Origin of the sequence: Cupriavidus alkaliphilus, assembly GCF_900094595.1 — a bacterium.
In the GTDB taxonomy this organism is placed as follows: domain Bacteria; phylum Pseudomonadota; class Gammaproteobacteria; order Burkholderiales; family Burkholderiaceae; genus Cupriavidus; species Cupriavidus alkaliphilus.
The window spans coordinates 244,474-269,634 of the sequence record NZ_FMAD01000010.1; the positions used below are offsets into that span (position 1 = coordinate 244,474).

The 25,161-nt window shown below is 70.6% G+C and carries 19 protein-coding genes; 12 read left to right on the top strand and 7 right to left on the bottom strand.

Annotated features, from left to right (window positions below; genetic code table 11):
• The first annotated feature begins 92 nt into the window (after window positions 1-92).
• Window positions 93-608, top strand: a complete 516-nt coding sequence (locus GA0116996_RS21180) for an SET domain-containing protein (protein WP_012354323.1) — start codon at window positions 93-95, stop codon at window positions 606-608.
• Between the two features lie 25 nt (window positions 609-633).
• Here GA0116996_RS21180 and GA0116996_RS21185 read toward each other — a convergent pair whose 3' ends face one another.
• The 4 genes from GA0116996_RS21185 to phhA all read right to left on the bottom strand — a co-directional run bounded on the left by GA0116996_RS21185 (window position 634) and on the right by phhA (window position 4,636).
• A complete protein-coding gene (locus tag GA0116996_RS21185; RefSeq protein WP_373456618.1) occupies window positions 634-2,253 on the bottom strand; it encodes a sensor histidine kinase N-terminal domain-containing protein in 1,620 nt (539 codons plus the stop codon).
• Between the two features lie 128 nt (window positions 2,254-2,381).
• Entirely contained in the window at window positions 2,382-3,086 is a 705-nt protein-coding gene (locus GA0116996_RS21190) for a response regulator transcription factor (RefSeq protein ID WP_012354320.1), read from the bottom strand.
• A gap of 146 nt (window positions 3,087-3,232) precedes the next feature.
• Window positions 3,233-3,532 (bottom strand): 4a-hydroxytetrahydrobiopterin dehydratase, encoded by a 300-nt coding sequence (locus tag GA0116996_RS21195; RefSeq protein ID WP_026164049.1) that lies wholly within the window; start codon window positions 3,530-3,532, stop codon window positions 3,233-3,235.
• Between the two features lie 174 nt (window positions 3,533-3,706).
• Window positions 3,707-4,636: a phenylalanine 4-monooxygenase gene (gene phhA, locus GA0116996_RS21200; RefSeq protein ID WP_092315518.1), complete on the bottom strand. Its 930-nt coding sequence runs from the start codon at window positions 4,634-4,636 to the stop codon at window positions 3,707-3,709.
• A 171-nt stretch (window positions 4,637-4,807) separates the two neighbouring features.
• On the opposite strand from phhA, the gene GA0116996_RS21205 reads away from it, so the two are divergent.
• The 5 genes from GA0116996_RS21205 (at window position 4,808) to GA0116996_RS21225 (ending at window position 15,442) form a co-directional block, all read left to right on the top strand.
• Window positions 4,808-5,293, top strand: a complete 486-nt coding sequence (locus tag GA0116996_RS21205) for an Lrp/AsnC family transcriptional regulator (RefSeq protein ID WP_092315520.1) — start codon at window positions 4,808-4,810, stop codon at window positions 5,291-5,293.
• A gap of 107 nt (window positions 5,294-5,400) precedes the next feature.
• Window positions 5,401-11,472: an Ig-like domain-containing alpha-2-macroglobulin family protein gene (locus GA0116996_RS21210; protein WP_092315522.1), complete on the top strand. Its 6,072-nt coding sequence runs from the start codon at window positions 5,401-5,403 to the stop codon at window positions 11,470-11,472.
• A complete protein-coding gene (locus GA0116996_RS21215) occupies window positions 11,469-12,173 on the top strand; it encodes a lysoplasmalogenase (protein WP_092315524.1) in 705 nt (234 codons plus the stop codon). The genes GA0116996_RS21210 and GA0116996_RS21215 overlap by 4 nt, the downstream gene beginning before the upstream one ends.
• Window positions 12,170-14,395 (top strand): penicillin-binding protein 1C, encoded by a 2,226-nt coding sequence (pbpC, locus tag GA0116996_RS21220; RefSeq protein ID WP_092315526.1) that lies wholly within the window; start codon window positions 12,170-12,172, stop codon window positions 14,393-14,395. Before GA0116996_RS21215 ends, pbpC begins: the two co-directional genes overlap by 4 nt.
• Window positions 14,396-14,488: 93 nt before the next feature.
• Window positions 14,489-15,442, top strand: a complete 954-nt coding sequence (locus GA0116996_RS21225; RefSeq protein ID WP_092315528.1) for a delta(1)-pyrroline-2-carboxylate reductase family protein — start codon at window positions 14,489-14,491, stop codon at window positions 15,440-15,442.
• On the opposite strand, the gene GA0116996_RS21230 is transcribed toward GA0116996_RS21225, so the two are convergent.
• Window positions 15,443-16,087 (bottom strand): TetR/AcrR family transcriptional regulator, encoded by a 645-nt coding sequence (locus tag GA0116996_RS21230; RefSeq protein WP_092315530.1) that lies wholly within the window; start codon window positions 16,085-16,087, stop codon window positions 15,443-15,445.
• Window positions 16,088-16,301: 214 nt separating this feature from the next.
• On the opposite strand from GA0116996_RS21230, the gene GA0116996_RS21235 reads away from it, so the two are divergent.
• Window positions 16,302-18,287 (top strand): alkyl/aryl-sulfatase, encoded by a 1,986-nt coding sequence (locus GA0116996_RS21235; protein ID WP_092315532.1) that lies wholly within the window; start codon window positions 16,302-16,304, stop codon window positions 18,285-18,287.
• 268 nt (window positions 18,288-18,555) lie between these two features.
• Window positions 18,556-19,278 (top strand): OmpW/AlkL family protein, encoded by a 723-nt coding sequence (locus tag GA0116996_RS21240; protein ID WP_092315534.1) that lies wholly within the window; start codon window positions 18,556-18,558, stop codon window positions 19,276-19,278.
• Window positions 19,279-19,345: 67 nt separating this feature from the next.
• Here the strand turns inward: GA0116996_RS21240 and GA0116996_RS21245 are convergent, their stop codons facing one another.
• The gene (locus GA0116996_RS21245) at window positions 19,346-19,546 is read right to left on the bottom strand and encodes a heavy-metal-associated domain-containing protein (protein ID WP_092315536.1); all 201 of its coding nucleotides are present in this window, start codon (window positions 19,544-19,546) and stop codon (window positions 19,346-19,348) included.
• 196 nt (window positions 19,547-19,742) lie between these two features.
• Between GA0116996_RS21245 and GA0116996_RS21250 the strand changes: the two genes are divergently transcribed.
• The 3 genes from GA0116996_RS21250 to GA0116996_RS21260 all read left to right on the top strand — a co-directional run bounded on the left by GA0116996_RS21250 (window position 19,743) and on the right by GA0116996_RS21260 (window position 23,738).
• A complete protein-coding gene (locus tag GA0116996_RS21250; RefSeq protein WP_092315538.1) occupies window positions 19,743-22,259 on the top strand; it encodes a heavy metal translocating P-type ATPase in 2,517 nt (838 codons plus the stop codon).
• Window positions 22,259-22,669 (top strand): Cu(I)-responsive transcriptional regulator, encoded by a 411-nt coding sequence (gene cueR, locus GA0116996_RS21255; protein ID WP_092315540.1) that lies wholly within the window; start codon window positions 22,259-22,261, stop codon window positions 22,667-22,669. Before GA0116996_RS21250 ends, cueR begins: the two co-directional genes overlap by 1 nt.
• Before the next feature lie 136 nt (window positions 22,670-22,805).
• Window positions 22,806-23,738, top strand: a complete 933-nt coding sequence (locus GA0116996_RS21260) for an alpha/beta hydrolase (protein WP_092315542.1) — start codon at window positions 22,806-22,808, stop codon at window positions 23,736-23,738.
• Here GA0116996_RS21260 and GA0116996_RS21265 read toward each other — a convergent pair.
• On the bottom strand, window positions 23,735-24,622 hold the full coding sequence (locus GA0116996_RS21265; protein WP_092315544.1) for a LysR family transcriptional regulator: 888 nt from the start codon (window positions 24,620-24,622) through the stop codon (window positions 23,735-23,737). The two genes, GA0116996_RS21260 and GA0116996_RS21265, sit on opposite strands and share 4 nt — an antisense overlap.
• A gap of 285 nt (window positions 24,623-24,907) precedes the next feature.
• Here GA0116996_RS21265 and GA0116996_RS21270 point away from each other — a divergent pair.
• A partial coding sequence (locus GA0116996_RS21270) for an aldehyde dehydrogenase family protein (RefSeq protein WP_425248316.1) occupies window positions 24,908-25,161 on the top strand: 254 nt, incomplete at its 3' end.

A 25,161-nucleotide genomic window follows, 5' to 3' on the forward strand; every position in this document is an offset into this window, starting at 1 on the left:
ACGTGTCGCGGCCGCCCCGGTATCATCCCCGATCGCGCGGGGCGGCCGGCACCGGCCACCCAGGCACAACAGGCGAAAGCACGGACAGGCAAATGGCGGACAAGGCAAAGCGCAAGGCAGCGGGCGAGGGCAGCAAGAAAACGGCGAGCGACCGGATCGAGGTGCGCCAGTCAGGCGTGCACGGCAAGGGCGTCTATGCCATCGCGCCGATTGCCGAGGGCGAGCGCGTGATCGAGTACAAGGGCGAGCACATCTCGTGGAAGAAGGCGCTTGAGCGCCATCCGCACGATCCCAGCGACCCCAACCACACCTTCTATTTCAGCCTGGACGACGGCAGCGTCATCGACGCCAAGTACGGCGGCAATCGCGCGCGCTGGATCAACCACGCCTGCGAGCCCAACTGCGAGGCGCGCGAAAAGAAGGGCCGCGTCTTTATCCACGCGCTGCGCGACATTGCCCAGGGCGAGGAGCTGTTCTATGACTACGGCCTGGTGATCGACGCGCGCTATACCGCCAAGCTGAAGAAGGAATTCGAGTGCCGTTGCGGCAGCCCGCAATGCCGCGGCACCATGCTGGCGCCGAAGGAAAAGAAAAAGAAGGCCAAATAAGGCCGCCGCCCGCGCAGCAGCGGGTTCAGGCCACCGACCCTGCCGGCTCGCAGGGGATCCGGATCACGAAGCGCATCACCGCGCGCCGCTCGGGCGTGCTTTCCGTGGCGGTGGCTTGTGTCGCCGTGCCCGGAGCGGGCGGCACGTCCTCGATGCGGATGGTGCCGTGGTGCAGGGTCACGATCTCATGCACGATGGCCAGCCCCAGGCCGGCGCCGCCGGCCTGGTCCGCGCGGCCGCCGCCCGGCTCCGGGGCGCGGTCGCCGCGGAAGAAGCGCTTGAACACTTCCTCGCGCCGCTGCGGCGGGATGCCGGGGCCGTTGTCTTCGACCATCACTACCGCCATGCCGCGGTGGCCCATGGCCTCGCCGCCGGCGCGCACCGTGATGCGCCCGCCCGAGGGCACGTATTTCACCGCATTGTCGATCAGGTTGGACAGCGCCTCGCGCATCAGCAGCCGGTTGCCGCGCACCACTGCCGGCGCGCTGCCGGTGAAGGTGGGGCCGGGCAGGATCTCGAAGCCCAGGTCGATGCGGCGCGCCAGCGCCTGCGGCACCCATTCGGCGCCGGTCTCAAAGGCCAGCTCGGCCAGGTCGAAGTGCTCCACCGGCCCCAGCCGCTCCAGCGACAGCCCGGGCTCGGCCCGCGCCAGGGACAGTAGCTGGTTGGACAGGCGTACCGCGCGGTCGGCCGCGGTCTGCACCTCGCGCAGCGCATGGCGGGCGACTTCCAGCGAATCGGCGGTCTGTGCCCGGTCGGCATGCAGCTTGACCGCAGTCAGGGGTGTGCGCAGCTGGTGCGCGGCATCGGCAATGAACTTGCGTTGCGCGTCGAGCGCATCGCGCAGCCGCGCCAGCAGCGCGTTCAGGCCGCGGATCAGCGGCGCAACCTCGGCCGGCACCTGGGTTTCGTCCAGCGCCGCCAGCGAGCGCGCGGTCTGGCGGTTGAGCTTGTCGGCCAGGATCTGCAGCGGCACCAGTTCTTCCTTGAGCACGTGCGACAGGATCAGGCTGCCGACCAGCAGCAGCAGGATCAGCGGCACCGACACCGACAGCAGGATCTCGTTGGCGGCGGTCTCGCGCCGGTCCAGCAGTTCCGCCACTTCCACCACGATGGGCCCGCGCGCGGGCTTGCCGGCCTCGCTGGTGCCAAGCTCGTCGACCGCGGCGCTGGGCAGCATCACTGGCAGCCGCACCGCGCGCACCTGGCGTCCGCTGAACCAGGCGTAGAACAGCCGCGCATCGTGCAGCGAGGTCTGGCCGGTGCCATAGCCCAGCCAGGTATCCATGCCGCCGATCAGGCCGTCGGGACCGTGGATGCGCCAGTAGATGCGATCGGTGCCCTCGGCCTCGACCAGCGTCTGCGCAATCATCGGGATGTCCTGCTCCAGCCGCGGGCCGGCAATGCGGATCTGCTGGGCGATGTTGTTGGCCACGCCGTACAGCGCCCGGTCGAACACCTGCGTGGTGTAGTGCGCCGCCAGCCAGTAAGACAGCGAGCCGCTGGTCAGCACCAGCGCAAACAGCGGCGTGGCCAGCGCGCGCAGCAGGTGCACGCGCAGGCTGATATTGGAGCCGGAGCGGGCGGCCTGGCGCGTCGCCGCGGGCGCAGCGTCGGCGCCAGCCGCGGCGGAAGACGGGGGCACGTTCCGCGTTGCGATGCGGGAGGCGGTGCGCCAGGAAACTCGGGAGGAGGTGCGGGAGCGGGGCCACATTGCCAGCTAGTCCGAAGGACAGGGCCGCGTGTGGGATAACCGCGGCGGCCGGAGCGGCTTCATTGTCCGGCGCGGATCTGCAGCAGGTAGCCGAAGCCGCGCACGGTAACGATCTCGACGTCGCTGTCCTCGAGCTTCTTGCGCACGCGGTGCACGTAGACCTCGATCGCGGTGTCGCCGACGGTATCGCCGCCCTCGCCGGCGGGGTGGGCAAAGGTGGCCAGGTGGTCCTGCAGCTGGGCCTTGCTGACCACGCGGCCCTGGCGCTGCAGCAACAGCTCCAGCACCGCGAACTCGCGCGGCGACAGCTCCAGCGGACGCGCGTCGATAAACATGCGGCGGTCGTTGCCCGACAGCCGCAGGCGGCCCAGGCGCACGTCGCGCTCGGGCGCGGCCTCGCCATGCTGGCTGCGGCGCAGCAGCACGCGCACGCGCGCTTCCAGCTCGGGCAGGGCGAAGGGTTTGATCAGGTAGTCGTCGGCGCCGGCGTTCAGGCCCGAGAGCTTGTCTTCGAGCTCGTCGCGCGCGGTCAGGATGATGACGGGGGTGGTGCGGTTGCGGGCGCGGTAGCGCGCCAGCAGGGTCATGCCGTCGATGCCGGGCAGGCCCAGGTCAAGGATGACCAGGTCATGCTGCTCGCGCAGCAGGTGTTCGGTGGCATAGACGCCGTCGTGGACGACGCGTACCTGGTGGCCGGCGCGGGACAGGCCGGCTTCGACGCCGCTGGCAATCTGGCGGTCGTCCTCGATCAGCAGGATACGCATGGCGGCAGCTCGGGAAGGACGTTGGGCATGGCTGGCAGAGAAAGGCCGCACAGCGCACACGGCGGTGCGGGCCTGCCGCAGATTGTACTAGGCGCCGCCCCCGGCTTCCTTACGGTTAGCCTACAGCCACCGCCGCGGCCCGCCGGTCAGTTGGTCACCGCGTCGGCGGCGCGCTCGATGAAGTGGGCCAGGTCGATGTCGCGCTGGGTCAGGCCGTTGGCGTCGTGCGTCGACAGCGTGATGTCGACCCGGTTGTAGACGTTGAACCATTCCGGGTGGTGGTCGGCCTTCTCGGCCTGGATCGCCACGCGCGTCATGAAGCCGAAGGCGGCGTTGAAGTCGTGGAAGGTAAAGCGCTTGAAGATCGCATCGCGGTCGGCGACGGTGGTCCAGCCGGGCAGTTCGGCGAGCAGCGTGGCACGGGCTTGCGGGGACAGAGGGGTCATGGTGGGCTCGATCTGGTTCTTGGACAAAACGAAGGTCGCGCAGTGCGGAGAAGGCACCATGCGGACAGCCGGCCCGCCCGCGCCGTGGCGGCGGGCATGCCGGCATTGTTTCACAAAGTGGGGATTGGGGCAGCGGGGGGCAGGCCCGCGCCGGGGTCGAGCGCGCGCGCCGCGTCAGATGTCTTCGGTATCGGCCCAGCCTTCGCGGGTGCCGGCGTTGAGCACCTGGTCGCCCTCGGCGATGTCGCCCGCGCCCAGCGTCGGCTGCGCGCGCAGCGCTTCGTACAGCGGCGCGAAATCCGGGCGGGTGGCGTCGAACAGTTGCTCGAAGCTGTCGATCACGAAATAGGTCTTCTGGAAGGTGTCGATGCGGTAGCGCGTGCGCATGATGCGGCGCACGTCGAAGCCGATCCGGTTGGGGCTGGCCGAGTCCAGGCTGTAGATCGACTCGCCCTGGCTCGACAAGATGCCGGCGCCATAGATGCGCAGCCCTTGCGGGGTGCGGATCAGGCCGAATTCGACGGTGTACCAGTACAGCCGCGACAGCATTTCCAGCGCGCCCAGCCCCGCCGCTTTCAGGCCGCCCTTGCCGTAGGCTTCCATATAGTCGGCAAAGACCGGGTTGATCAGCAGCGGCACATGGCCGAACACATCGTGGAAGCAGTCCGGCTCCTGCAGGTAGTCGAGTTGCTCGGGCTTGCGCATCCACCAGCTGGCCGGGAAGCGGCGGTTGGCCAGGTGCTCGAAGAAGACCTCGTCGGGCACCAGGCCGGGCACGGCCACGACCTGCCAGCCGGTGGCGCGCATCAGGGTCTCGTTGAGCTGGTCGAAATCCGGCACGCGGTCCTTTTCCATGCCCAGCGTGGCCAGCCCCTGCAGGAATTCGTCGCTGACGCGGCCGCGCAGCATCTCGGCCTGGCGCTCGTACAGCTTGCGCCAGATGGCGTGGTCGATGCTGGTGTAGCGGTGCACCGGCTGGGCAATGGTGAAGTCCGGGCGCAGTTCCTGGCCGGACAGCAGGCCGGCGTCGAACTGTTCCTTGAGTTTGTCGGTCAGGGTGCCCTGAAAGGCGCCGGGGGCTTCGGTGGCCATGGCGATGGACATATTGCTGGTGTCTCCTTGGAATGCGCGCTGGCTGCGTCGGCGCCAGCATGGATGCGGATTTACTGCGTAGTTTAGGCGCCAGAAGCCGCAATCTGTCCGCATAGTCCGCTCGATTTAGCTGGATCATGCATATAATGCGCATTCATAGATTCGGATATGCGGGATTTGTGTATGGCGGCCCATAGTGTTTCCCTCGATGCGTATGACCTGGCCCTGCTGACCGCGCTGCAGGCCGACGGCCGCACCACGCACCAGCAGCTGGCCGAGCGCGTGCACCTGTCGCCCAGCCAGGTCGGACGCCGGCTGGCGCGGCTGGAAGCCGACGGGGTCATCACCGGCTACCGCGTCAGCCTGTCGTCGCAGGCGCTGGGGCTGGGCGTGGTGGTCTTTGTCAGCGTCAAGCTGGCGCATCACGGCGACACCATCATCGAGCGCTTCCGCGAAGAGATCCTGCTGCTGGAAGAGGTGCAGGAGTGCTATTCCGTCGCCGGCGAGGCCGACTACCTGATCCGCGTGGTGGTGCCGGACCTGCCCACCCTGGCCGAATTCACCATGAAGCGGCTGATGCGCGTGCCCGGCGTCGAAAGCGTCCGGTCGAATATCGTGCTGACCGCGATCAAGTGCGAGGGGCCGCTGCCGCTGTCGCACCTGCGCTGAAACGCTTGCCGCAGCGCGTTGCCGGTGCGTGCCGGTCTTGCGCTCTTGTGGCGTGCGTGTCACCCTCGCCGGGTGCCGCAAACGTGGCGGGAACGGAGGATGGCAGGATGAAGGGAATCGTCGCCCGAGCCGATCGGGGTCTTGGCAGTTCGCTACAGCAATCGCACCTGGCGCGGGCCTCTGCGACGGTGGCGTTGGCGGCCGCGCTGGCCAGTCTGGCCGGCGGCGCACTGGCCGCGCAGGTGAGCCGTTTCTCGCCGGAAGGCACGGTGGGCCAGGTGCGGCAGGTGGCGATCCGCTTCGACGAAGCCATGGTGCCGATGGGCGATGTCCAGGCCACGGCGCCCGCGGCGGTTTCCTGTACCGGCGCCAGCACCAGCGGCCAGGCCCGCTGGATCGACGCCAGGAACTGGGTCTACGACTTCGCCGGCGACCTGCCGCCCGGCGTGCGCTGCACCGTGCGCATGCGCGCCGGGCTGCGCAGCGAGGCCGGCAATGCTTATGCCGGCAAGGCGGAATACCGCTTCGAGACCGGCGGCCCGACCGTGGTCTCGAGCCGGCCCTCCGGCGGCGAGATCGAGGAAGACCAGGTCTTCGCGCTGCGCTTCAACGGCGCCGCCACCGCGGCCTCGCTGCGCGAGCACGCGTGGTGCCAGGCGCAGGGGCTGGGCGAGCGTATTCCGGTGCGGCTGCTGGCCGGCAAGGAGCGCGAGACCGTGCTCGAGGCGATCCGCTGGGACCGCCTCGCCAAGCCGGCGCCCGACGCCGTGCACCTGCTTGCGTGCCAGCAGCGGCTGCCCGCCGCGGCGCGCGTGCAGCTGGTACTGGGCGCCGGCATTGCCACGCCGTCCGGCGTAGCCACGCGCGAGGAACGCCGCTTCGACTACACCGTGCGCGAACCGTTTACCGCGAGCTTCAGCTGCGAGCGCGAACATGCGCAGTCGCCCTGCACGCCGCTGCGGCCGATGACGGTGACGTTTTCCGCGCCGGTGCCGCGCAAGCTGGCCGAGAGCGTGGTGCTGAAGACGCCGTCGGGTCCGCGCGCGCCGCAGTTTGACCCCGACCTGGCGCCCGACGCCAGCGTCAGCGCGCTCACCTTTGCCGCGCCGTTCGCCGAGAAGGCGCAGTTCACCATCGAAGTGCCGCGCAAGCTGCAGGACGACAGCGGCCGCGCGCTGGCCAATGCCGACCTGTTCCCGCTCAAGGTGGTCACGGCCGCGATGCCGCCGCTGGCCAAGTTTGCCGCGGCCCCGTTCGGCGTGGTGGAGCGCTTCGGCGAGCTGCCGCGCGGCAAGCCGGCGCAAGACTACCCGCCGCTGCTGCCGGTCACGCTGCGCAATGTCGAAGCCGACCTTGCCGTGCGCGGCGTGCAGGCCCGGGCCGGCACCGTGATGAAGCTGCGCGTCGACGACGATGCCGCCGTGATGCAGTGGCTGGGCCTGGTGCGCCGCCTGCACGAGGCCAGCTACACGCGCGGCGAGCTCGACGCCGTGCTGGCGGGCCGCTCGCCGTACCGCGTCAACAATCCGCGCAACGCGGTGTCGATCGAAACCCGTTCGGTGTCGCTGCTCGAGCGGGCCGCGGGCGTGCAGAAGCTGGCGGTGCCCAAGCCTTCGGGCGATGCGCCGCGGCCGTTCGAGGTGGTCGGCATCCCGTTGCCGGAGCCGGGCTTCCATGTGGTCGAGATCGCCTCGCCGATGCTGGGCGAGGCGCTGCTGGGCAAGCGCGCGCCGATGTACGTGCGCACCGCGGCGCTGGTCACCAACCTGGGCGTGCATTTCAAGCTGGGCCGCAGCAGCGGCAACGAGGATGACGGCAGCCGCAGCGGGGTGGCCTGGGTCACCGCGCTGGACGACGGCAAGCCGGTGCGCGACGCCGCGGTGGCGGTGCGCGACTGCAGCGGGCGCCTGCTGGGCGAAGGCCGTACCGATGCCAGCGGCGTGGCACGCTTTGCCAAACTCGCCGCGGCACCCGAGAGCGCGTGCGACCAGAATGGCCTGTCGGGCTATTTCGTTTCCGCCCGCATCGCGGCCACGCACCCGCAGGCGCGTGGCAAGGCCGACATGGCCTTCGTGATGTCGGACTGGAACCGCGGCATCGAGAGCTGGCGCTTCAACGTGCCGACCGACACCAGCGCCACGCCCACGGTGCGCGCCCACACCATCTTCGACCGCACCCTGTTGCGCGCCGGCGAAACCGTGTCGATGAAGCACCTGATCCGCGCCGAGACCGCGCAGGGCTTTGCCTTGCCGCCGGCGAGCCGTCCGTTGCCCGCGCGCGTGACTATCCGCCATGAAGGCAGCGGCCAGAGCTACGAGCTGCCGCTGCAATGGCGCCAGACCGCGACCGGGGGGCGCAGCGCGGAAAGCACCTTCCAGGTGCCCGCGGCGGCCAAGCTCGGGGTCTATACGGTCGAGCTGGAGACGCAGAAGGGCGAGGGCGCCCAGGACGACGGCGGCGCGCGCAGTTACACCAGCGGCAGCTTCCGGGTCGAGGCCTTCCGCCTGCCGGTGCTGGCCGGCACGCTGCAGGCGGCAGGCAAGGCCGGGGCCGTGGTGGCACCGGCCGAACTGCCGGTCGGGGTCGAGATCCACTATCTGTCCGGCGGCGGCGCGGCCGGGCTGCCGGTGCGCGTGTCCGCGCTGCTGCGCGACAAACACGTGAGCTTCCCCGGCTATGACGAGTTCTCGTTCAACCCTCCGCGCGCGCAGCGCGAAAGCGGCGGCGACGAAGAGATGGACGAAGACCAGCAGGGCGATGCGAGTGCCGACGGCCAGCAGCTGGTCGCCGACAAGCTGCCGCTGACGCTGGACAAGAACGGCAATGGCAGCGTGACGCTGCGCAAGCTGCCCAAGACCGACGCGCCGCGCGACCTGGTGCTCGAGGCCGGCTTTGCCGATCCCAACGGCGAGATCCAGACCCTGCGCCAGACCGTGCCGGTATGGCCGGCGGCGGTGGTGGCCGGCATCCGTACCGACGACTGGGTCTCGGTCAAGCAGAAGCTGGTGGTGCATGGCGTGGTGCTCGACGTCAACGGCAAGCCGGTGGCGGATGCGCCGGTCAAGGTCAATGCGCGCGCGCGCATCACCACCTCGGCGCGCAAGCGCGTGGTGGGCGGCTTCTACCGCTATGACAACCGCACCGAGACGCGCGAGCTCGGCACCGTGTGCGAAACCCGCACCGATGCGCAGGGGCGCGCGCGCTGCGAGGTGGCGCTGGAGCAGGCCGGCCAGATCGAACTGGTGGCGAATGCGCGCGACAAGGACGGCCGCACCGCGCAGGCCGCCACGACGGTGTGGGTCACGCGTCAGGGCGAGCTGTGGTTCGGCGGCGAGAACCATGACCGCATCGACTTGCTGCCGGAGAAGAAGTCCTACGCGCCGGGTGACACCGCGGTGTTCCAGGTGCGCATGCCGTTTCGCCACGCCACCGCGCTGGTGGCGGTGGAGCGTGAAGGCATCTACCAGACCCAGGTGGTGGAGCTGCACGGCAGCGATCCGACCGTGCGCGTGCAGGTGAAGCCGGAGTGGGGACCCAACGTCTACGTGTCGGTGCTGGCCCTGCGCGGGCGCTTGCACGAGGTGCCGTGGTATTCGTTCTTCACCTGGGGCTGGCGCCAGCCGGGCGAGTGGTGGCGCGCGTTCCGCAGCGAAGGGCGCGAGTATGCGGCGCCCACCGCGCTGGTCGATTTGTCCAAGCCGGCTTTCCGGCTGGGGCTGGCCGAGATCCGCGTCGGCAACGCCGGCCACCGGCTCGACGTCGCCGTGACCCCCGACAAGACTAGCTATCCGGTGCGCGGCAAGGCGCGCGTGGCGATCCAGGTGAAGCTGCCCGACGGCAAGCCCGCCGCCAACGGCGAAGTGGCGCTGGCCGCGGTGGACCAGGCGCTGCTGGAACTGATGCCCAATACCAGCTGGGACCTGCTCGACGCGATGCTGCAGCGGCGCGGCTACGGCGTCGAAACCTCGACCGCGCAGATGGAGATCATCGGGCGCCGCCACTACGGGCGCAAGGCGGTGCCGGCAGGCGGCGGCGGCGGCAAGAGCCCCACGCGCGAACTGTTCGACACGCTGCTGCTGTGGAACCCGCGCGTGCAGCTCGACGCCGAGGGCCGGGCCAGCGTGGAGGTGCCGCTCAACGATTCGCTGACCAGCTTCCGCATCGTCGCGGTGGCGGACCTGGGGCTGGGCCGATTCGGCACCGGCAGCGCCACCATCGCCGCCACGCAAGACCTGCAAGTGATTTCCGGCCTGCCGCCGCTGGTGCGCGAGGACGACCGCTACCGCGCCATGTTCACGCTGCGCAATACCACCAAGCGTGCCATGACGGTGCAGGCCAGCGCGCGCGGCACGCTGCTCGGCAATGAATCCGGCCTGCCGGCGCAGACCGTGCAGATTCCCGCGGGCGAAGCGCGCGAGATCGGCTGGGACGTGACCGCGCCCGCGCTGCTGGCGTATGCGCGCAACGGCACCGTGATGTGGGAAGTGCAGGCCAGCGAGCAGGGCACGGGGAGCGCCGCTGACCGGATCAAGGTGTCGCAGCAGATCGTGCCGGCGGTGCCGGTCACGGTGCAGCAGGCCACGCTGGCGCAGGTGGCGCCGTCGCTGTCGATCCCGCTCAAGGCGCCGCCGGGCGCGCTGGCCGATCCGGCCGGCAAGGTGCGCGGCGGCGTGCAGGTCAACTTCCAGTCGTCGCTGGCGGGCGGCATGCCGGGCGTGCGCGAGTGGTTCCGCAACTACCCGTTCACGTGCCTGGAGCAGCGCGCCTCGAAAGCCATCGGCCTGAACGACAGCGCCGCGTGGGACGCGCTGATGGCGCAGTTGCCGTCCTACCTCGATGCCAACGGCCTGGCCTCGTACTTCCCGCTGAACAGCGACAGCGACTACGGCAGCGAAGTGCTGACCGCCTACCTGCTGGCGGTGACCGATGAAGCCGCGCGCGCCGGACAGGCGCTGCGCATTCCCGACGCGCAGCGCGCGCAGATGGAGCGCGGCCTGGCGGACTTCGTCGAAGGCCGCATCCGCCGCGACAGCTGGTCGCCGGTGGGCGGCACGCAGTATCTGGAGGTGCGCAAGCTGGCCGCGCTCGAGGCGCTGTCGCGCACCGGCCACGCGCAGGCGCGCATGCTGGGATCGATCCAGATCCTGCCGGCGCAATGGCCGACCTCCGCGTTGCTGGACTGGACCCTGCTGCTGACGCGCGTGCAGGACATCCCGCAGCGCGAGCAGCGCCTGGCCGAGGCGCAGCAGCTGCTGCGCTCGCGCCTGACGGTGCAGGGCACGCGCCTGGCGTTCTCCACCGAGCGCAACGACAACTGGTGGTGGATGATGGCCGGCGGCGACGTGAATGCCGCGCGCCTGCTGGCGCTGGCGTCGGAGCTGCCGGGCTGGAAGGACGATGCGCCGCAACTGGCCACCGGGCTGCTCGGACGCCAGGTGCATGGCGCCTGGGGCACCACCACCGCCAATGCCTGGGGCATGCTGGCGGTAACGCGCTTTGCGCAGGCGTTCGAGAAGACGCCGGTGGCCGGCACTACGCGCGCCAGCATCAGCCATGCCGCCGACGCCACGCGGAGTTTCGACTGGGCGCGCGCGCAGCGCAGCGACGGCGTGGCGCAGGGCAGCGTCGACCTGCCGTGGCCGGCCGCTGCCGAGGGCGGCACGCTGCAGGTGGAACAGGCCGGCGCGGGCCAGCCGTGGGCCACGGTACGCGCCATGGCGGCGGTGCCGGTGACCGCGCCGCTGGCCGCGGGCTACCGCATCCAGCGCACCGTGACGCCGCAGGAGCAGGCGGTGCCTGGCAAGTGGTCGCGCGGCGACGTCTATCGCGTCAAGCTGGAGATCGATGCGCAGGCCGACATGACCTGGGTGGTGGTCAGCGATCCGGTACCCGCCGGCGCCACCATCCTGGGCAGCGGCCTGGGTCGCGACTCGGCCATCGCCACGCGCGGCGAGCGGCGTCAGGGCGCGGCGTGGCCGGCCTATGTCGAGCGCACGCCGCAGGCCTATCGCGAGTACTTCGGCTACCTGCCCAAGGGCAAGGTGTCGGTCGAATACACGGTGCGGCTGAACAATGCCGGCGACTTCGCGCTGCCGCCCACGCGGGTCGAGGCGATGTACGCGCCCGACGTGTTCGGCGTGGCGCCTAATGCGCGGCTGGCAGTGGGGGCACGCCCATGAGCTGGCTGGCGATGATGATGCCGGCGCGCGTGCGCGAGTGGTGGCTCGCGGGCGCGATGGCTGGCCTCATCTACGGCGCGCTCCTGGTGCAGGTGGCGCTGGACCTTCCCGAGGGCGCGCCGCTGACCGGGCATATCGCCATGCAGCCGGCGTGGAAAACGGCGATGGCGGTGCTGCTGGCGCGCGCCGCGTGGTTCCATCGCGTCCCCGGCGAGCGCCGCTGGCTGGTCACGGCGCTGCTGTGCTCGGCGCTGGGGGATTTCCTGCTGGCGCTGCCGACGCTGTCATTCTCATTCGTGGGCGGGCTCGGCGCCTTCCTGCTGGCGCACCTGGCCTACCTGCGCCTGCTGGTGCCGCTGGCGGGCGACACCCGCGCGCACCGGCTGATTGCCTGCGGCGCCATGCTCGGCGTGGCGGGCACCATGCTGGGCCGCTTCTGGCCCAACCTCGGCACGCTCGCCGTGCCGGTGACGCTGTATGTGGGCGTGCTTGCCGCGATGGTGTGCAGCGCGCTGGTGGCGCGCCTGCCGACGCCGCTGGCGGCGCTGGGGGCGCTGTGCTTTGCCGCGTCGGACATGATGATCGGCATTGCGCGCTTCCTGGTGCCATTCGAATCGTTCCAGCTGGGCATCTGGTGGACCTACGCCGCGGCGCAGGTGCTGCTGGTGGCCGGGCTGGTATCGGGACGCACGCAGCCATGACGCGGCGCCTGGCTCTGGTCGCGATGGCGGTGGCGCTGGCCTGGCCCGCGCCGGCCGCGGCCTTGCCCAGCTTCGCGCAGGTGCGCGCCGACTGGCGCAGCGCCGACGTGGTGGTGCTGGACCGCGACGGCGAGCCGGTGGGCCGCGTGCGCGACGACTTCCGCGCGCGCCGCGGCGACTGGGTAGCGCTGGCCGACACCTCGCCGGCGCTGCGCACCGCCATCGTGCTGTCGGAGGACCGGCGCTTCTACGCGCATAGCGGCGTCGACTGGCAGGGTGTAGCCGCGGCGGCCTGGGCCAATTTGTGGAACACGCGCACGCGCGGGGCTTCCACGCTGACGATGCAGCTGGCCGGCCTGCTCGATGAAGACCTGCGCCGCCCGGGCGCGCCCGGGCAGGGCCGCAGCCTGACGCAGAAGCTGGGGCAGGCGGCCGGTGCCGCGGTGCTGGAACGCAGCTGGAGCAAGGACCAGATCCTGGAGGCCTACCTCAACCTGGTGCCGTTCCGCGGCGAACTGGTGGGCCTGTCGGCGATGTCGCAGGTGCTGTTCGGCAAATACCCCGAGGGGCTCGATGCGCGCGAATCGGCGCTGGCGGTGGCGCTGGTGCGCGCGCCCAATGCGCGCGCGGCGCAGGTGGCCAGCCGTGCCTGCGGCATCCTGCGCGAGATGCGCCTGCCGCGCGAATGCGACGGCCTCGAAGGCTTTGCGCAACTGGCGCTGCTGCGCACCGGCCCGGTGGCGCAGCGCGCCGCGGCGGCAACGCCGTCGGCGGGGTTCAGGCAGCTGGCGCCGCACCTGTCGCGGCACCTGGTCAGCGAGACCCGTACGCAGCTGGCAGCCGGCGCCGCCTTGCCCGCGCGCATCGCATCGACGCTCGACGCCCGCCTGCAACGCGCTGCCGTGGCCAGCCTGGACCGCCACCTGCGCGAACTGGCCGGTCGCAATGTCGAGGACGGCGCGGTGGTGGTGATCGACAACGCCAGCGGCGACGTGCTGGCCTACGTCGGCTCGTCCGGCGCGCTGTCCGGCGCCGCGCAGGTCGACCACGCGGCTGCGCTGCGCCAGGCGGGATCGACGCTCAAGCCTTTCCTGTATGAGCAGGCGCTGGAAGAGAAGCGGCTGACCGCGGCCTCTCTGCTCGATGACCGGCCGGTGAACCTGCCGGTCGGCGGCGGGCTCTACGTGCCGCAGAACTACGACCACCGCTATGCCGGCTGGGTCAGCCTGCGCGCGTCGCTGGCGGCATCGCTGAACGTGCCGGCGGTGCGCACGCTGGTGATGGTGACCCCGCACCGCTTCCACAAGCGCCTGGTGGCGCTGGGACTGCCGCTGACCGAGGCGGGCGACTACTACGGCTACAGCCTGGCGCTGGGCAGCGCGGATGTGTCGCTGCTGGCGCTGACCAATGCCTACCGCGCGCTCGCCAATGGCGGCAGCTACGCGCCGCCGCGTTTGCGGCAAGGCGCGCCGGCCGTGCCGGCAACACGCGTGATGCAAGCCGGCGCAAGCTACGTGATCGCCGACATCCTGTCCGACCGCCATGCCCGCGCCCGCACCTTCGGCCTTGACAGCCCGCTCACCACGCGCTTCTGGACCGCGGTGAAGACCGGCACCAGCAAGGACATGCGCGACAACTGGTGCATCGGCTGGTCGCAGCACTACACCGTGGGCGTGTGGGTCGGCAATGCCAGCGGCGCCAGCATGCGCGACGTGTCCGGGGTGTCGGGCGCGGCCCCGGTGTGGCACGACGTGATGGAAGTCCTGCACCAGGCGCGCGCCAGCCTCGCGCCCGCGATGCCCGCCGGGGTGGAGCGCGTGGCGCTGCGCTTCGACGACGGGCTGGAGCCCGCGCGCGATGAAGTGTTCCTGGCGGGCACCGCGGTCCGGCACGTCGGCGTGGCGGCGCCCGCGGCGCGCCCGGGCGCGCCCATGATCGCCACGCCGGCCGACGGTACCGTGTTTGCGCTGGATCCCGACATGCCGCCGGCCGCGCAGCGGGTGTGGTTCCATGCGCAGGGCGTAGCCGGCCAGTCGGCACGCGCGGTCAGCTGGCGCATGGACGGCAAGCCGCTGGGGCGGGGCGGCGAGGTGGCATGGCTGCCCTGGCCCGGGCGCCACCGGGTGGAGCTGCTCGATGCCGCCGGCAAGGTGGTGGACCGCATCGCCATCGAAGTGCGCGGCGCTTCGGTGCGCGCGCCCCTACCCGCGGCCCGGCACTGAGGCCCGTATCGAAGTGTTCGGACCCGCGCCGCGGCCAACGCCGGTGGCCGTGGGCAATAATGGCGCTTCGCCATCTCCCGCAGGAGCCCGCGCATGTCCCTCGTTGCCCTCGATGCCGCCGCCACCGCGGCGCGCCTGCCGTATCCCGAACTGGCGCAAGCCATTGCCGACATGCTGTCCGAACTGCGCGACGGCACCGCCATGGCGCCGCCGCGCATCGCGCTGCCGGTCGGCGACGCGCAGCAGGGCGCGGGCACGTTGCTGGTCATGCCCGCGCGCAATCGCCGGCTGGTGATGACCAAGAACATCACCGTGCATCCCGGCAACCCGCAGCGCGGCCTGCCCAGCATCCTCGGTGAAGTGGTGGTGGCCGATGCGCATACCGGGGCGCGCATCGCCATGCTCGACGGTCCCACCGTCACCGGGCGGCGCACCGCGGCGGTGTCGCTGCTGGCGGCGCAGCGCTTTGCCGCGCGTCCCGATGGCGAGCTGCTGATCGTCGGCGCGGGCGTGCAGGCGCTGACGCACCTGGAGGCCTTCGTCGCCGGCCTGGGCGTGCGCCGGCTGTGGCTGCATTCGCGCACGCGCGACAAGGCCGAGGCGCTGGCCGCGCATGCGCGCACGCTGTGGGTGGAAGCGCAGGTGGCCGAGTCGGTCGCGGCGGTATTGCCGCGCGTGTCGATGGTGGTCACGGTGACGTCGAGCCGCAGCCCGGTGCTGCCGGACCTGGACAGCGGCCTCTGGCGCGACCATCACTTCATTGCCGCGGTCGGCGCGTTCCGGCCCGACATGTGCGAACTGCCGCCGGCGCTGTGCCATGCCGCCGCGGACCATGGGCGCCTGCTGGCCGATACCCTGTTCGGCATCGAGGACGAGGCGGGCGACCTGCTCCAGGCCGGCATCGACTGGGCCGAGGTGCAGCCGTTCGAGACCGCGATCCTGCAGGCCGACGCGATCCGCGCGCGCACCGGCAGCCCGCTGGTGTTCAAGAGCGTGGGCTATGCGCTATGGGACCTGGCCGCGTGCGTGCTCGCCAGCCGCGCCTGATCAGCGCTCGCGGTCGCGCTCGCGCAGCCAGTCGGCGAACAGTTCGCGCGCCGGCGCCAGGAAGGCGGCGATCGGTTCGCTGCGGTCGCTGGCGTACCAGTGGCAGTAGCAGCCGTGGATGGTGGCGATCATCAGGCGCGCCATCGGCGCGGGCAGCGGTCGGCCGGGGGCCGACAGCGCGGCCACCAGGTCTTGCACGTGGCTATCCCAGCTGCGGCGGATTTCCTCGCGCACGCTGGCCGGCACGCTGCCGGAGAACAGCAGGGCCAGCACCACGCCCTTGGCTTCGGGGTTGGCGGTGAGATAGTCGGCGACGCCGTCGAAGCTGTTCTCGAGCCGCCGCGCCGCGGTCCTGCCGTGGTGGGGCTCGGCGCCCAACGCCTCGCCGATCTGGCGGAACAGGCTGGTGGCGGCCTCCGCCAGCAGCATCTCCTTGCTGCCGAAATGCCAGAGCAGGCTGCTCTTGGCGACGCCGGCCTCGGCCGAAATCTGGTCGAGCGTCACCTCGGCGTAGCCATGCGCGCTGATCAGCCCGCGCGTGACCGCGAGCACGCGTTCGCGGGTTTCCAGCCCGCGCCGGTTCTTGGCGACCGGCGCGGAGGGGATGGGGGCGGCGCGTTCGGCGGACTGGCGGGTCGGTGGCATGGATGGGGGCGGCAGAAAGTGGGGCGGCAGAAAGTGGAGCGGCAGAAAGTGGAGCGGCAAAAGGTGGAGCGGGACAAGGCGTCGGCGGCCGGGCTCTATTTGACAGTAGACGAGGTCTGCCAGCAAACTCCTGAATTGTACTGAACGTTCAGCACAATGACATAAGCGCTGCCGGCCGCGTGCCTGCGCCGGGCGCAGGATCCAGGAGACCAAGATGCCGAATCCGACTGCCTTTGCCGCCGCCGCCGCGCTGGCCGCCGCCTTGAGCCTTGCCGGGACTGCCGGTGCCGCCCCCGCCCCCGCCGCCGGCGCCGGCAAGCCCGCCACCGATGCCACCGCCCGTGCCAATGCTGCCGTACTGCAGCAGCTCCCGTTCCAGGACCGGCGCGACTTCGACTCGGCGCGCCGTGGCTTTATCGGCACGCTCGACAAGACCGAGATCCGCGACGCCAGGGGCAACGTGGTGTGGACACTGGAGCCTTACGATTTCCTCAAGCCGGAGACCGCACCCGCCACGGTCAATCCCAGCCTCTGGCGCCAGGCCCGGCTCAACCTGCACCACGGCCTGTTCCAGGTGACCGACCGCATCTACCAGGTGCGCGGCTTCGATATCGCCAACATGACCATCATCGAGGGCGATACCGGCCTGATCGTGATCGACCCGCTGACCGCGGCGGAAACCTCGCGCGCGGGCCTCGAGCTTTACTTCAGGCACCGGCCGAAGAAGCCGGTGGTGGCGGTGATCTACACCCACAGCCATGGCGACCACTTCGGCGGCGTCAAGGGCGTCATCAGCGAGGACGATGTCAAGGCCGGCAGGGTCAGGGTGCTGGCGCCGGAAGGCTTTATGGAAGAAGCCGTCAGCGAGAACGTCTTCGCCGGAAACGCCATGAGCCGCCGCGCGCAGTACATGTATGGCTTCAACCTGCCGCGCTCGGCCACCGGCCAGGTGGACGTGGGGCTGGGCAAGGCGGTCGCGCATGGCACGCTGACGCTGATCCCGCCGACCGACCTGATTCACAAGACCGGCGACACCCGCACCATCGACGGCGTGCAGATCGAATTCCTGATGGCGCCCGGCACCGAGGCCCCGGCCGAGATGCTGATGTACTTCCCGCAATGGCAGGCCTTGTGCGCCGCCGAAGACGCCACCCACAACCTGCACAACCTCTACACCATCCGCGGCGCCCAGGTGCGCGACGCCAACCAGTGGTGGCGCGCGCTGGACGAGACCATCGACCGTTTCGGCGCCCGCACCGAGGTGCTGTTCGCCCAGCACCACTGGCCCACCTGGGGCCGCCAGGAGATCGTCACTTACCTGGGCAAGCAGCGCGACGGCTACAAGTACATCCACGACCAGTCGCTGCGGCTGGCCAACCTCGGCTACGTGCCGGCCGAGATCGCCGAGCGCGTGAAGCTGCCGCCCTCGCTGGCGAGCGAGTGGCACCTGCGCGACTACTACGGCACCGTCAGCCACAACGCCAAGGCGGTGTACCAGCGCTACCTGGGCTGGTATGACGCCAACCCGGCCAACCTGAACCCGCTGCCGCCGGAAGAGGCGGGCAAGCGCTATGTCGAATTCATGGGCGGCGCGGCGCGCGTGCTGGAGCAGGCGCGCGCCGCCTATGCGCGCGGCGAGTACCGCTGGGTTGCCGAGGTGGTCAAGCACGTGGTCTTTGCCGACCCGTCCAACCAGGCGGCGCGGCAGCTCGAGGCCGATGCGCTGGAGCAGCTTGGCTACCAGGCGGAATCGTCGACCTGGCGCAACGCCTACCTGAGCGGCGCCGCCGAATTGCGCGCCGGCCCGCCCAAGACCGGCCGCCGCGCCGGCAGCCCGGACGTACTGCGCGCGATGACCGACACCATGTTCCTGGACTATCTGGCGATCAGCCTGAACGGCGACCGTGCCGCCGGCAAGACGCTGGCGCTGAACTGGGTACAGCCGGACACCGGCAAGCGTTTCGCGCTGACCGTGGAAAACGGCGTGTTCCGCTACAAGCCCGACGCGCAGCACGCCGCGCCGCAGGCCACCCTGACCATACCGCGCGCCGTGCTGATGGGCGTGCTGGCCGGCCAGACCACGCTGGCGGCGGAAACCCAGGCGGGCCGCGCGCGCGTCGAGGGGGACCCGCAGGCGCTGGCGGCGTGGGCCGGGCTGATGGACAAGGCCGAGCCGAACTTCGCCATCGTCACGCCCTGACGGCTTTGGCGTATGCGGGCGCGCAGCTGCTGTTGCGCGCCTGGCACCGAAAACCGCATCTATGTAAGGGTTTTTTCCGCCAGGCGACATAAACCGTTGCGTGGAGGCAGCGGATGGTGGCCGATAGTGCCGTTGCCACGCCATTTCCTCATGGTTAACCCTCCTTTTAGGGGGCAGCCTCTACGAATCCGTGTCATTGATGAAACAACCCGGCGCGGGCTCGCCGGATAATGCACGCGGCAGTTACCGAATGAGGAGTATGAGGATTATGAAATCGACCTATAAGAAGATGCTGGCCGCGGGCGCCGTGATGGCGCTGACCGGAGCCGCACACGCGCAGTCCGCGGGCAGCAATATTGTCAGCCTGGGCTGGTTCCGCGTGATGCCGAACAGCTCCGCCGATCCGCTGACCGTGGACAGCATTGGCGGCCGCCCGGTCGGCATGACCCGGCCCAACACCGGCGCGGAGATCGAGTCCGCCGACACGCTGGGCCTGGCCTTCAGCCACTACTTTACCGACAACATCTCCGGCGAGATCGTTGCGGGCATTCCACCCAAGCATGACGTCAAGGGCACCGGCAACTACGCCCAGTATGGCAAGCTGGGTTCGGTCAAGCAGTGGAGTCCGGCGCTGGTGGTCAAGTACCACTTCTTCGACGCCAAGACCAAGTTCCGTCCCTATGTCGGCATCGGCGTGAACTACACCTGGTTCACCGACGAGACCATCACCAACCAGAACTTCGTCAACCACGAGTTCGCGCCGGGCGCGCGCATGACCGCGAGCGCCAAGCCGTCGTGGAACCCGGTGTTCAATATCGGCGCCAACTACGCCATCAACGACAACTGGTTCGTCGGCCTGTCCGTGTCCTATGTGCCGGTGTCGACGCGGGCTTCGTTCACCACCCAGGCGGGGCCGGTGACGATCCAGTCGCACACCAAGATCAAGATCGATCCGGTGGTGACGTTCCTGAACGTGGGCTACCGCTTCTGAGCGCAGCACACGGCTGGCTGAAAAAAAGGGCGCCCGGGGGCGCCCTTTTTGCTGCCAAGGCGACGGCTCAGGCCACCGACCTGACCGGATAGCCGGCTTCCTCGATGGCCTCGCGCAACGCCTGCGTGTCGGCGCCGCTGTCGACGCGAACGGACTGGGCCGGCACATCCGCGCTGACGCGCGCGGCGGGGTCGACAGCGAGCACGGCACGCGTGATGGTGCCGACGCAGTGGTTGCACGTCATGCCTTCTACCTGGAACTGGATCATGCTGGAACGCTCCTGAACGGGATGGAAACGCGGCATCGGGCCGCGACAGATTCAGTGTGAACCTTGCCACGATGGGAAGCGCAAGGGGAAATTTCTGTTGTGAAGGTGGTGCTGGCGTCATCTGCAGCGGCCCTTGACCTTCCAATGATGGTAAGGTCCATGATGCTGACATCGACACTGTGGATGACTCAGAACCATGCCAGATTCCAGCGCTGTGCTCGCTCCCCAACCGGTTCGCACGGACCACCACCCGTCCGCCGACGCCATGCCCGAGTGGCGGCTGCCGGTCGAAGGCATGACCTGCGCTTCGTGCGTGGGGCGCGTCGAAAAGGCCCTGGCCAGGGTGCCGGGCGTGCGTGACGTGGCCGTCAACCTGGCTACCGAGGCCGCCACGCTGCGCGCGGCGTCCGCCGCCGTGCTGCCCGCCGCCGCGCGTGCCGTGGCCGACGCCGGCTACAGCGTGCCGCGCGACACCCTCGAACTGAATATCGCCGACATGACCTGCGCCTCGTGCGTGGCGCGGGTCGAAAAGGCGCTGCGCGCCGTGCCGGGCGTGGTCGAGGCCACCGTCAACCTGGCCACCGAGCGTGCCAGCGTGACGCTGCTGCGCGGCGCCGCCGATGCCGCGGCGCTGGTCAGCGCGGTCGCGCGTGCCGGCTATGGCGCGACGCCGGTGGCCGATGCGGTGCAGGCGGGCGCCACGGCCCAGCCCGGCCAGGCCACGCGCCCGGAGTACTGGGACGGCCCGTGGCCGGTGGCGATCTCGGCGGCGCTGTCGCTGCCGCTGGTAGCGCCGATGGTGCTGGAATGGTTCGGCGTGCACTGGATGCTGCCGGCGTGGGTGCAGTGGCTGCTGGCCACGCCGGTGCAGTTCGTGTTCGGCTGGCGCTTCTACAAGGCCGGCTGGAAGGCGGTGCGCGCTGGCGCGGGCAATATGGACCTGCTGGTGGCGCTCGGCACCACCGCCGCCTACGGGCTGTCGCTGTGGCTGATGTGGCGCACCCCGGCCGATGCCATGCCGCACCTGTACTTCGAGAGCGCGGCGGTGGTGATCACGCTGGTGCGCCTGGGCAAGTGGCTGGAGACGCGCGCCAAGCGCCAGACCGCCGATGCCATCCGCGCGCTGGCGGCGTTGCGTCCCGATACCGCGCGGGTGCGGCGCGGCGGCGTCGAGCACAGCGTGCCGCTGTCCGCCGTGACCGTCGGCGACGAAATCGTGGTGCGCCCCGGCGAGCGCATCCCGGTGGACGCCGAGGTGGTCGAAGGCACCAGCCATGCCGATGAATCGATGCTGACCGGCGAAAGCCTGCCGGTGCCCAAGCAGCCCGGCGACCGCATCACCGGCGGCGCCATCAATTTCGAAGGCCTGCTGGTGGCGCGCACCGTGGCGGTGGGCGCCGAGACCGTGCTCGCGCGCATCATCCGCATGGTCGAGCACGCGCAGGCGGCCAAGGCGCCGATCCAGCGGCTGGTCGACCGCGTCAGCGCGGTGTTCGTGCCGGTGGTGCTGGTGATTGCGCTGGTGACGGTGCTGGGCTGGGGTCTCTTTGCCGGCGACTGGGAAGCGGCGCTGCTCAATGCCGTGGCGGTGCTGGTGATCGCCTGCCCGTGCGCGCTGGGGCTGGCCACCCCCACCGCGATCATGGCCGGCACCGGCGCCGGCGCGCGCGCCGGCATCCTGATCAAGGACGCCGAGGCGCTGGAAGTCGCGCACCGGGTCGGGGTGGTGGCGTTCGACAAGACCGGCACGCTCACGGTGGGCAAGCCCGAAGTGGTGGCGCTGCATGCGGCCGATCCTGCCGACGCTGACGGCAGCGCGTTGCTGGCGCAGCTGGCCGCGCTGCAGGCCGGCAGCGAGCATCCGCTGGCGCGGGCGGTGCTGGCCGCGGCGCAGGCGCGCGGCATCGCCGTGCCGCAGGCCAGCGGTGTGCAGGCCCTGCCGGGCCGCGGCATTGCCGGCGTGGTCGGCGGCGAGGCGCTGCAGCTGGGCAGCGAGCGCCTGCGCGAGTCGCTTGGTGCGCCGGCCGGCGCGCTGGCCGCGGTGGCGGACCGGTTGCAGGCGCAAGGGCGCACCGTGTCGTGGCTGGTGCAGAGCACGCCGCCGCGCGTGGCCGGGCTGGTCGCGTTCGGCGATGCCATCAAGCCGGGCGCGCCGGCGGCGATCGCCAGGCTGCGCGCCGCCGGGGTGCGCACGGTGATGCTGACCGGCGACAACGCCGGCGCCGCGGCACGGGTGGCGCAGGCGCTGGGGCTGGATGACGTGCAGGCCGAAGTCCTGCCCGAAGACAAGGCCGCGCGTGTGCAGGCGCTGGGCCGCGATGGCGCGGTGGTGGCGATGGTGGGCGACGGCATCAACGATGCGCCCGCGCTGGCCGCGGCCGACGTGGGCATTGCCATGTCGACCGGCACCGACGTCGCCATGCATGCCGCCGGCATCACGCTGATGCGCGGCGACCCGGCGCTGGTGGCCGATGCGCTGGCGGTCTCGCACCGCACCGTGCGCAAGATCCGCCAGAACCTGTTCTGGGCCTTTTTCTATAACGTGGTGGGCATTCCGCTGGCTGCGGCCGGCATGCTCAATCCGGTGGTGGCGGGCGCGGCGATGGCGTTCTCCAGCGTCAGCGTGGTCGGCAATGCGCTGTTGCTGCGCCGCTGGCGCGCCCAGGCCGGCACCGCGCCGGCCGCTTCCGCCGCGGCCCAGGGAGGCGAGTGATGAATATCGGCGAAGCGGCGCAGGCCTCGGGCGTATCGGCCAAGATGATCCGCCACTATGAATCGATCGGGCTGGTGGCGACGCCGCCGCGCACCGAAGGCGGCTACCGCCGCTATGACGAACGCGCGGTGCATACCTTGCGCTTCGTGCGGCGTGCCCGTAATCTCGGATTTTCGCTCGATGAGATCCGCAACCTGCTGTCGCTGTGGCACGACCGCGACCGCGCTAGCGCCGACGTCAAGGCGCTGACGCTGCGGCATGTGGCCGACCTGGAGCAGCGCATCGCCGAACTGGCGGCGATGCGCGACACGCTGCGCGAGCTGGCGCGGCACTGCAGTGGCGACCACCGCCCTGACTGCCCGATCCTGGCCGACATGGCGCAGCCGGACGTGCCGGCCTGCCACGGCTAGGCGATGGTCAAGCGATGGCTTAAGCCCGGGTTGCAGCCATGGCAGGGCCGGCACATGCCGGCGCAGCGGACTCCATAACAACAACGATAGCTGGCGTCGCGCCTGGCCCGCGCGCGCCGGCAGGAGACCTGTGCAAATGGAACAGCCGATGACGGACGATCCAGCCATGGCCGGCGTTGCCAGCCCCGCCGCCGCAAGCCCGGCGGGCGCGCATGCGCCGGTGCAGAGCCGCCAGCGCATGCGCGACGGCACCGAACTATTGCTCCGTACCTGGCAACCCGACCCGGCTCGCTTTGCCGAACCGCTCGGCTCGGTGCTGCTGGTGCACGGGCTTGCCGAACACGCCGGGCGCTACCAGCATGTCGCCGATCTGCTGTGCGGCCTGGGGCTGCGCGTGCGCGCCTTCGACCTGCGCGGCCACGGCGCCAGCGGCGGCGCGCGCATGGTCGCGGACCATCCGGACGCCTACCTGAACGACCTGGCCGAGATCTACGATGCCGCGGTGCCGGGCTGGCATGAACTGCCGATCCTGCTCGGCCACAGCATGGGCGGTCTGATCGCGGCGCGCTTTGCCACCGCGCGGGTGCGACCGGTGCGCGCGCTGGTGCTGTCGTCGCCGGCGCTGGCGCTGCGGCTGTCCCGGCCGGCGCTGACGCTGCACCGCGTGCTGCTGACGCTGGCGCCGCGGCTGCGCGTGCCCAATCCGATCGATGCGCGGCACCTGTCGCATGACCCGGCGGTGGTCGCCGCCTACCGCGCCGATCCGCTGGTGCAGACCACCCTCAGCGCAGGCGTGCTGGAAGGATTTATCCGCGGCATGGCGCAGGCGCAGGCCGACGCGGCGCTGCTGGAAGCACCCACGCTGATGCTGGTAGCCGGCGCCGACCGCGTGGTCGACCCGGCCGGCAGCCGCGCCTTCTTCGACGGTGCGCCGCCCGACCTGCGCGAACAGGTCTGGTTCGACCACGGCTACCACGAGATCTTCAATGAAGCGCAGCCGCTGCGCGGCGAAGTGTTCGCGGCGCTGACCGGCTGGCTGCAGCGCCGGCTGGCCAGCCCGCAGCGCTAGGTACGGAACACCGACTCGGCGACACCGAATATCGCGGCGACCACCGGGTCGTCACGGCGCGCGGCCAGGCAGACCAGGGTCAGCTCGGTCTGCACCGAGACCCCTTCGACGATCACCAGCCCGTGCGCATGCGATTCGCGCAGCGCAATCGCATCGCGCACCAGCGACAGCCCCACGCCGGAGCGCACCAGGTCGCGCATCGACGCTTCCTGGTCGACGTGCGCCACCTTGGGCACGGTGGCGGGGTCCACGCCCGCCTGCGCGAAGTGCGCCGACAGCAGCCGGTTGTGCGCCGACTCTGGCGGTGTCCAGATCCATGGCAGCGTCGCCAGCTGCGCCCACGAGCGCAGCGCGGTGCGCTCTTTCCAGCCCTTGGGCGCGACCACGTAATACGAGAACGGTGTCAGCGTCAGTGCATGGAAGCCGGCTTCTGCCGGCTGCCCGAGGTAGAAGCCCACATCGAGCGCGCCGCTGCGTATCTGCTGCAGCACCCAGCCCGACATGCCGTGGCGCAGTTCCGTGCCGATCTGCGGATGGCGCTCGACCAGCGTGCGCAGCATGGGGCCCAGCCGCGTGAATTCCGGATCCAGGATAGTGCCGATCGCGAGTCGCCCACGCACGGTGTGATGCATGGCGTTGACGGTGTGCTGCAGGTCGCCCACGCCATCGAGGATGCGCTCGGCCAGCGGCAGCAGCGCGGCGCCGTCGGCGGTCAGCGTCAGGCCCGCCGCGGTGCGTTCGAACAGCCGGATGCGCCAGGCCGACTGCAGCGCCTTCAGCTGCAGGCTGACCGCGGGCTGGGTCAGGTGCAGGCGCTGCGCGGCACGGGTGAGGTTGCCTTCGCGCGCGACGGCAACAAAGGCGCGCAGGTGGTGGAGGTCCAAGGGGCGGGGCGAGGGTGGCGGTGGTGCGTCGCAATATTTTGCGCGGCTTATATTGCGATTGACGATAAATCATTGGACGGGGCCGCGCAACTGCACCAAGCTTGCGCTCAACCATGGCCCGAAGTCTTGTGCCGCACGCCATACGTGGCGGAGGCGGGGCGCGGCGCAGCGTGGCAGCGTCTTCACCAGACGCAAAGATCGACGGGACGGACCCGAGGCAGAATCGCTCCGGGGAACCAGCATTGAGGAGCGGAAGTGGAAGACATCCTTGCAGAGGCCAGCGCAGTGCAGGCCATCATCGGCCATAGTATCGCGGGCCGGCAGACACGCGGCGCCTCGCAGCGCCAGGCCGACGTATTCAACCCCGCCACCGGCGAAGTCGCCGCGCGCGTCGCGCTGGGCACCGCGCAGGACGTGGCCGATGCCGTCGCCGCCGCCAAGGCAGCCTTCCCGGCGTGGGCCGACACCCCGCCGCTGCGCCGCGCGCGCATCCTGTTCAAGTTCAAGGAACTGCTGGACCAGCACCACGACGATCTCGC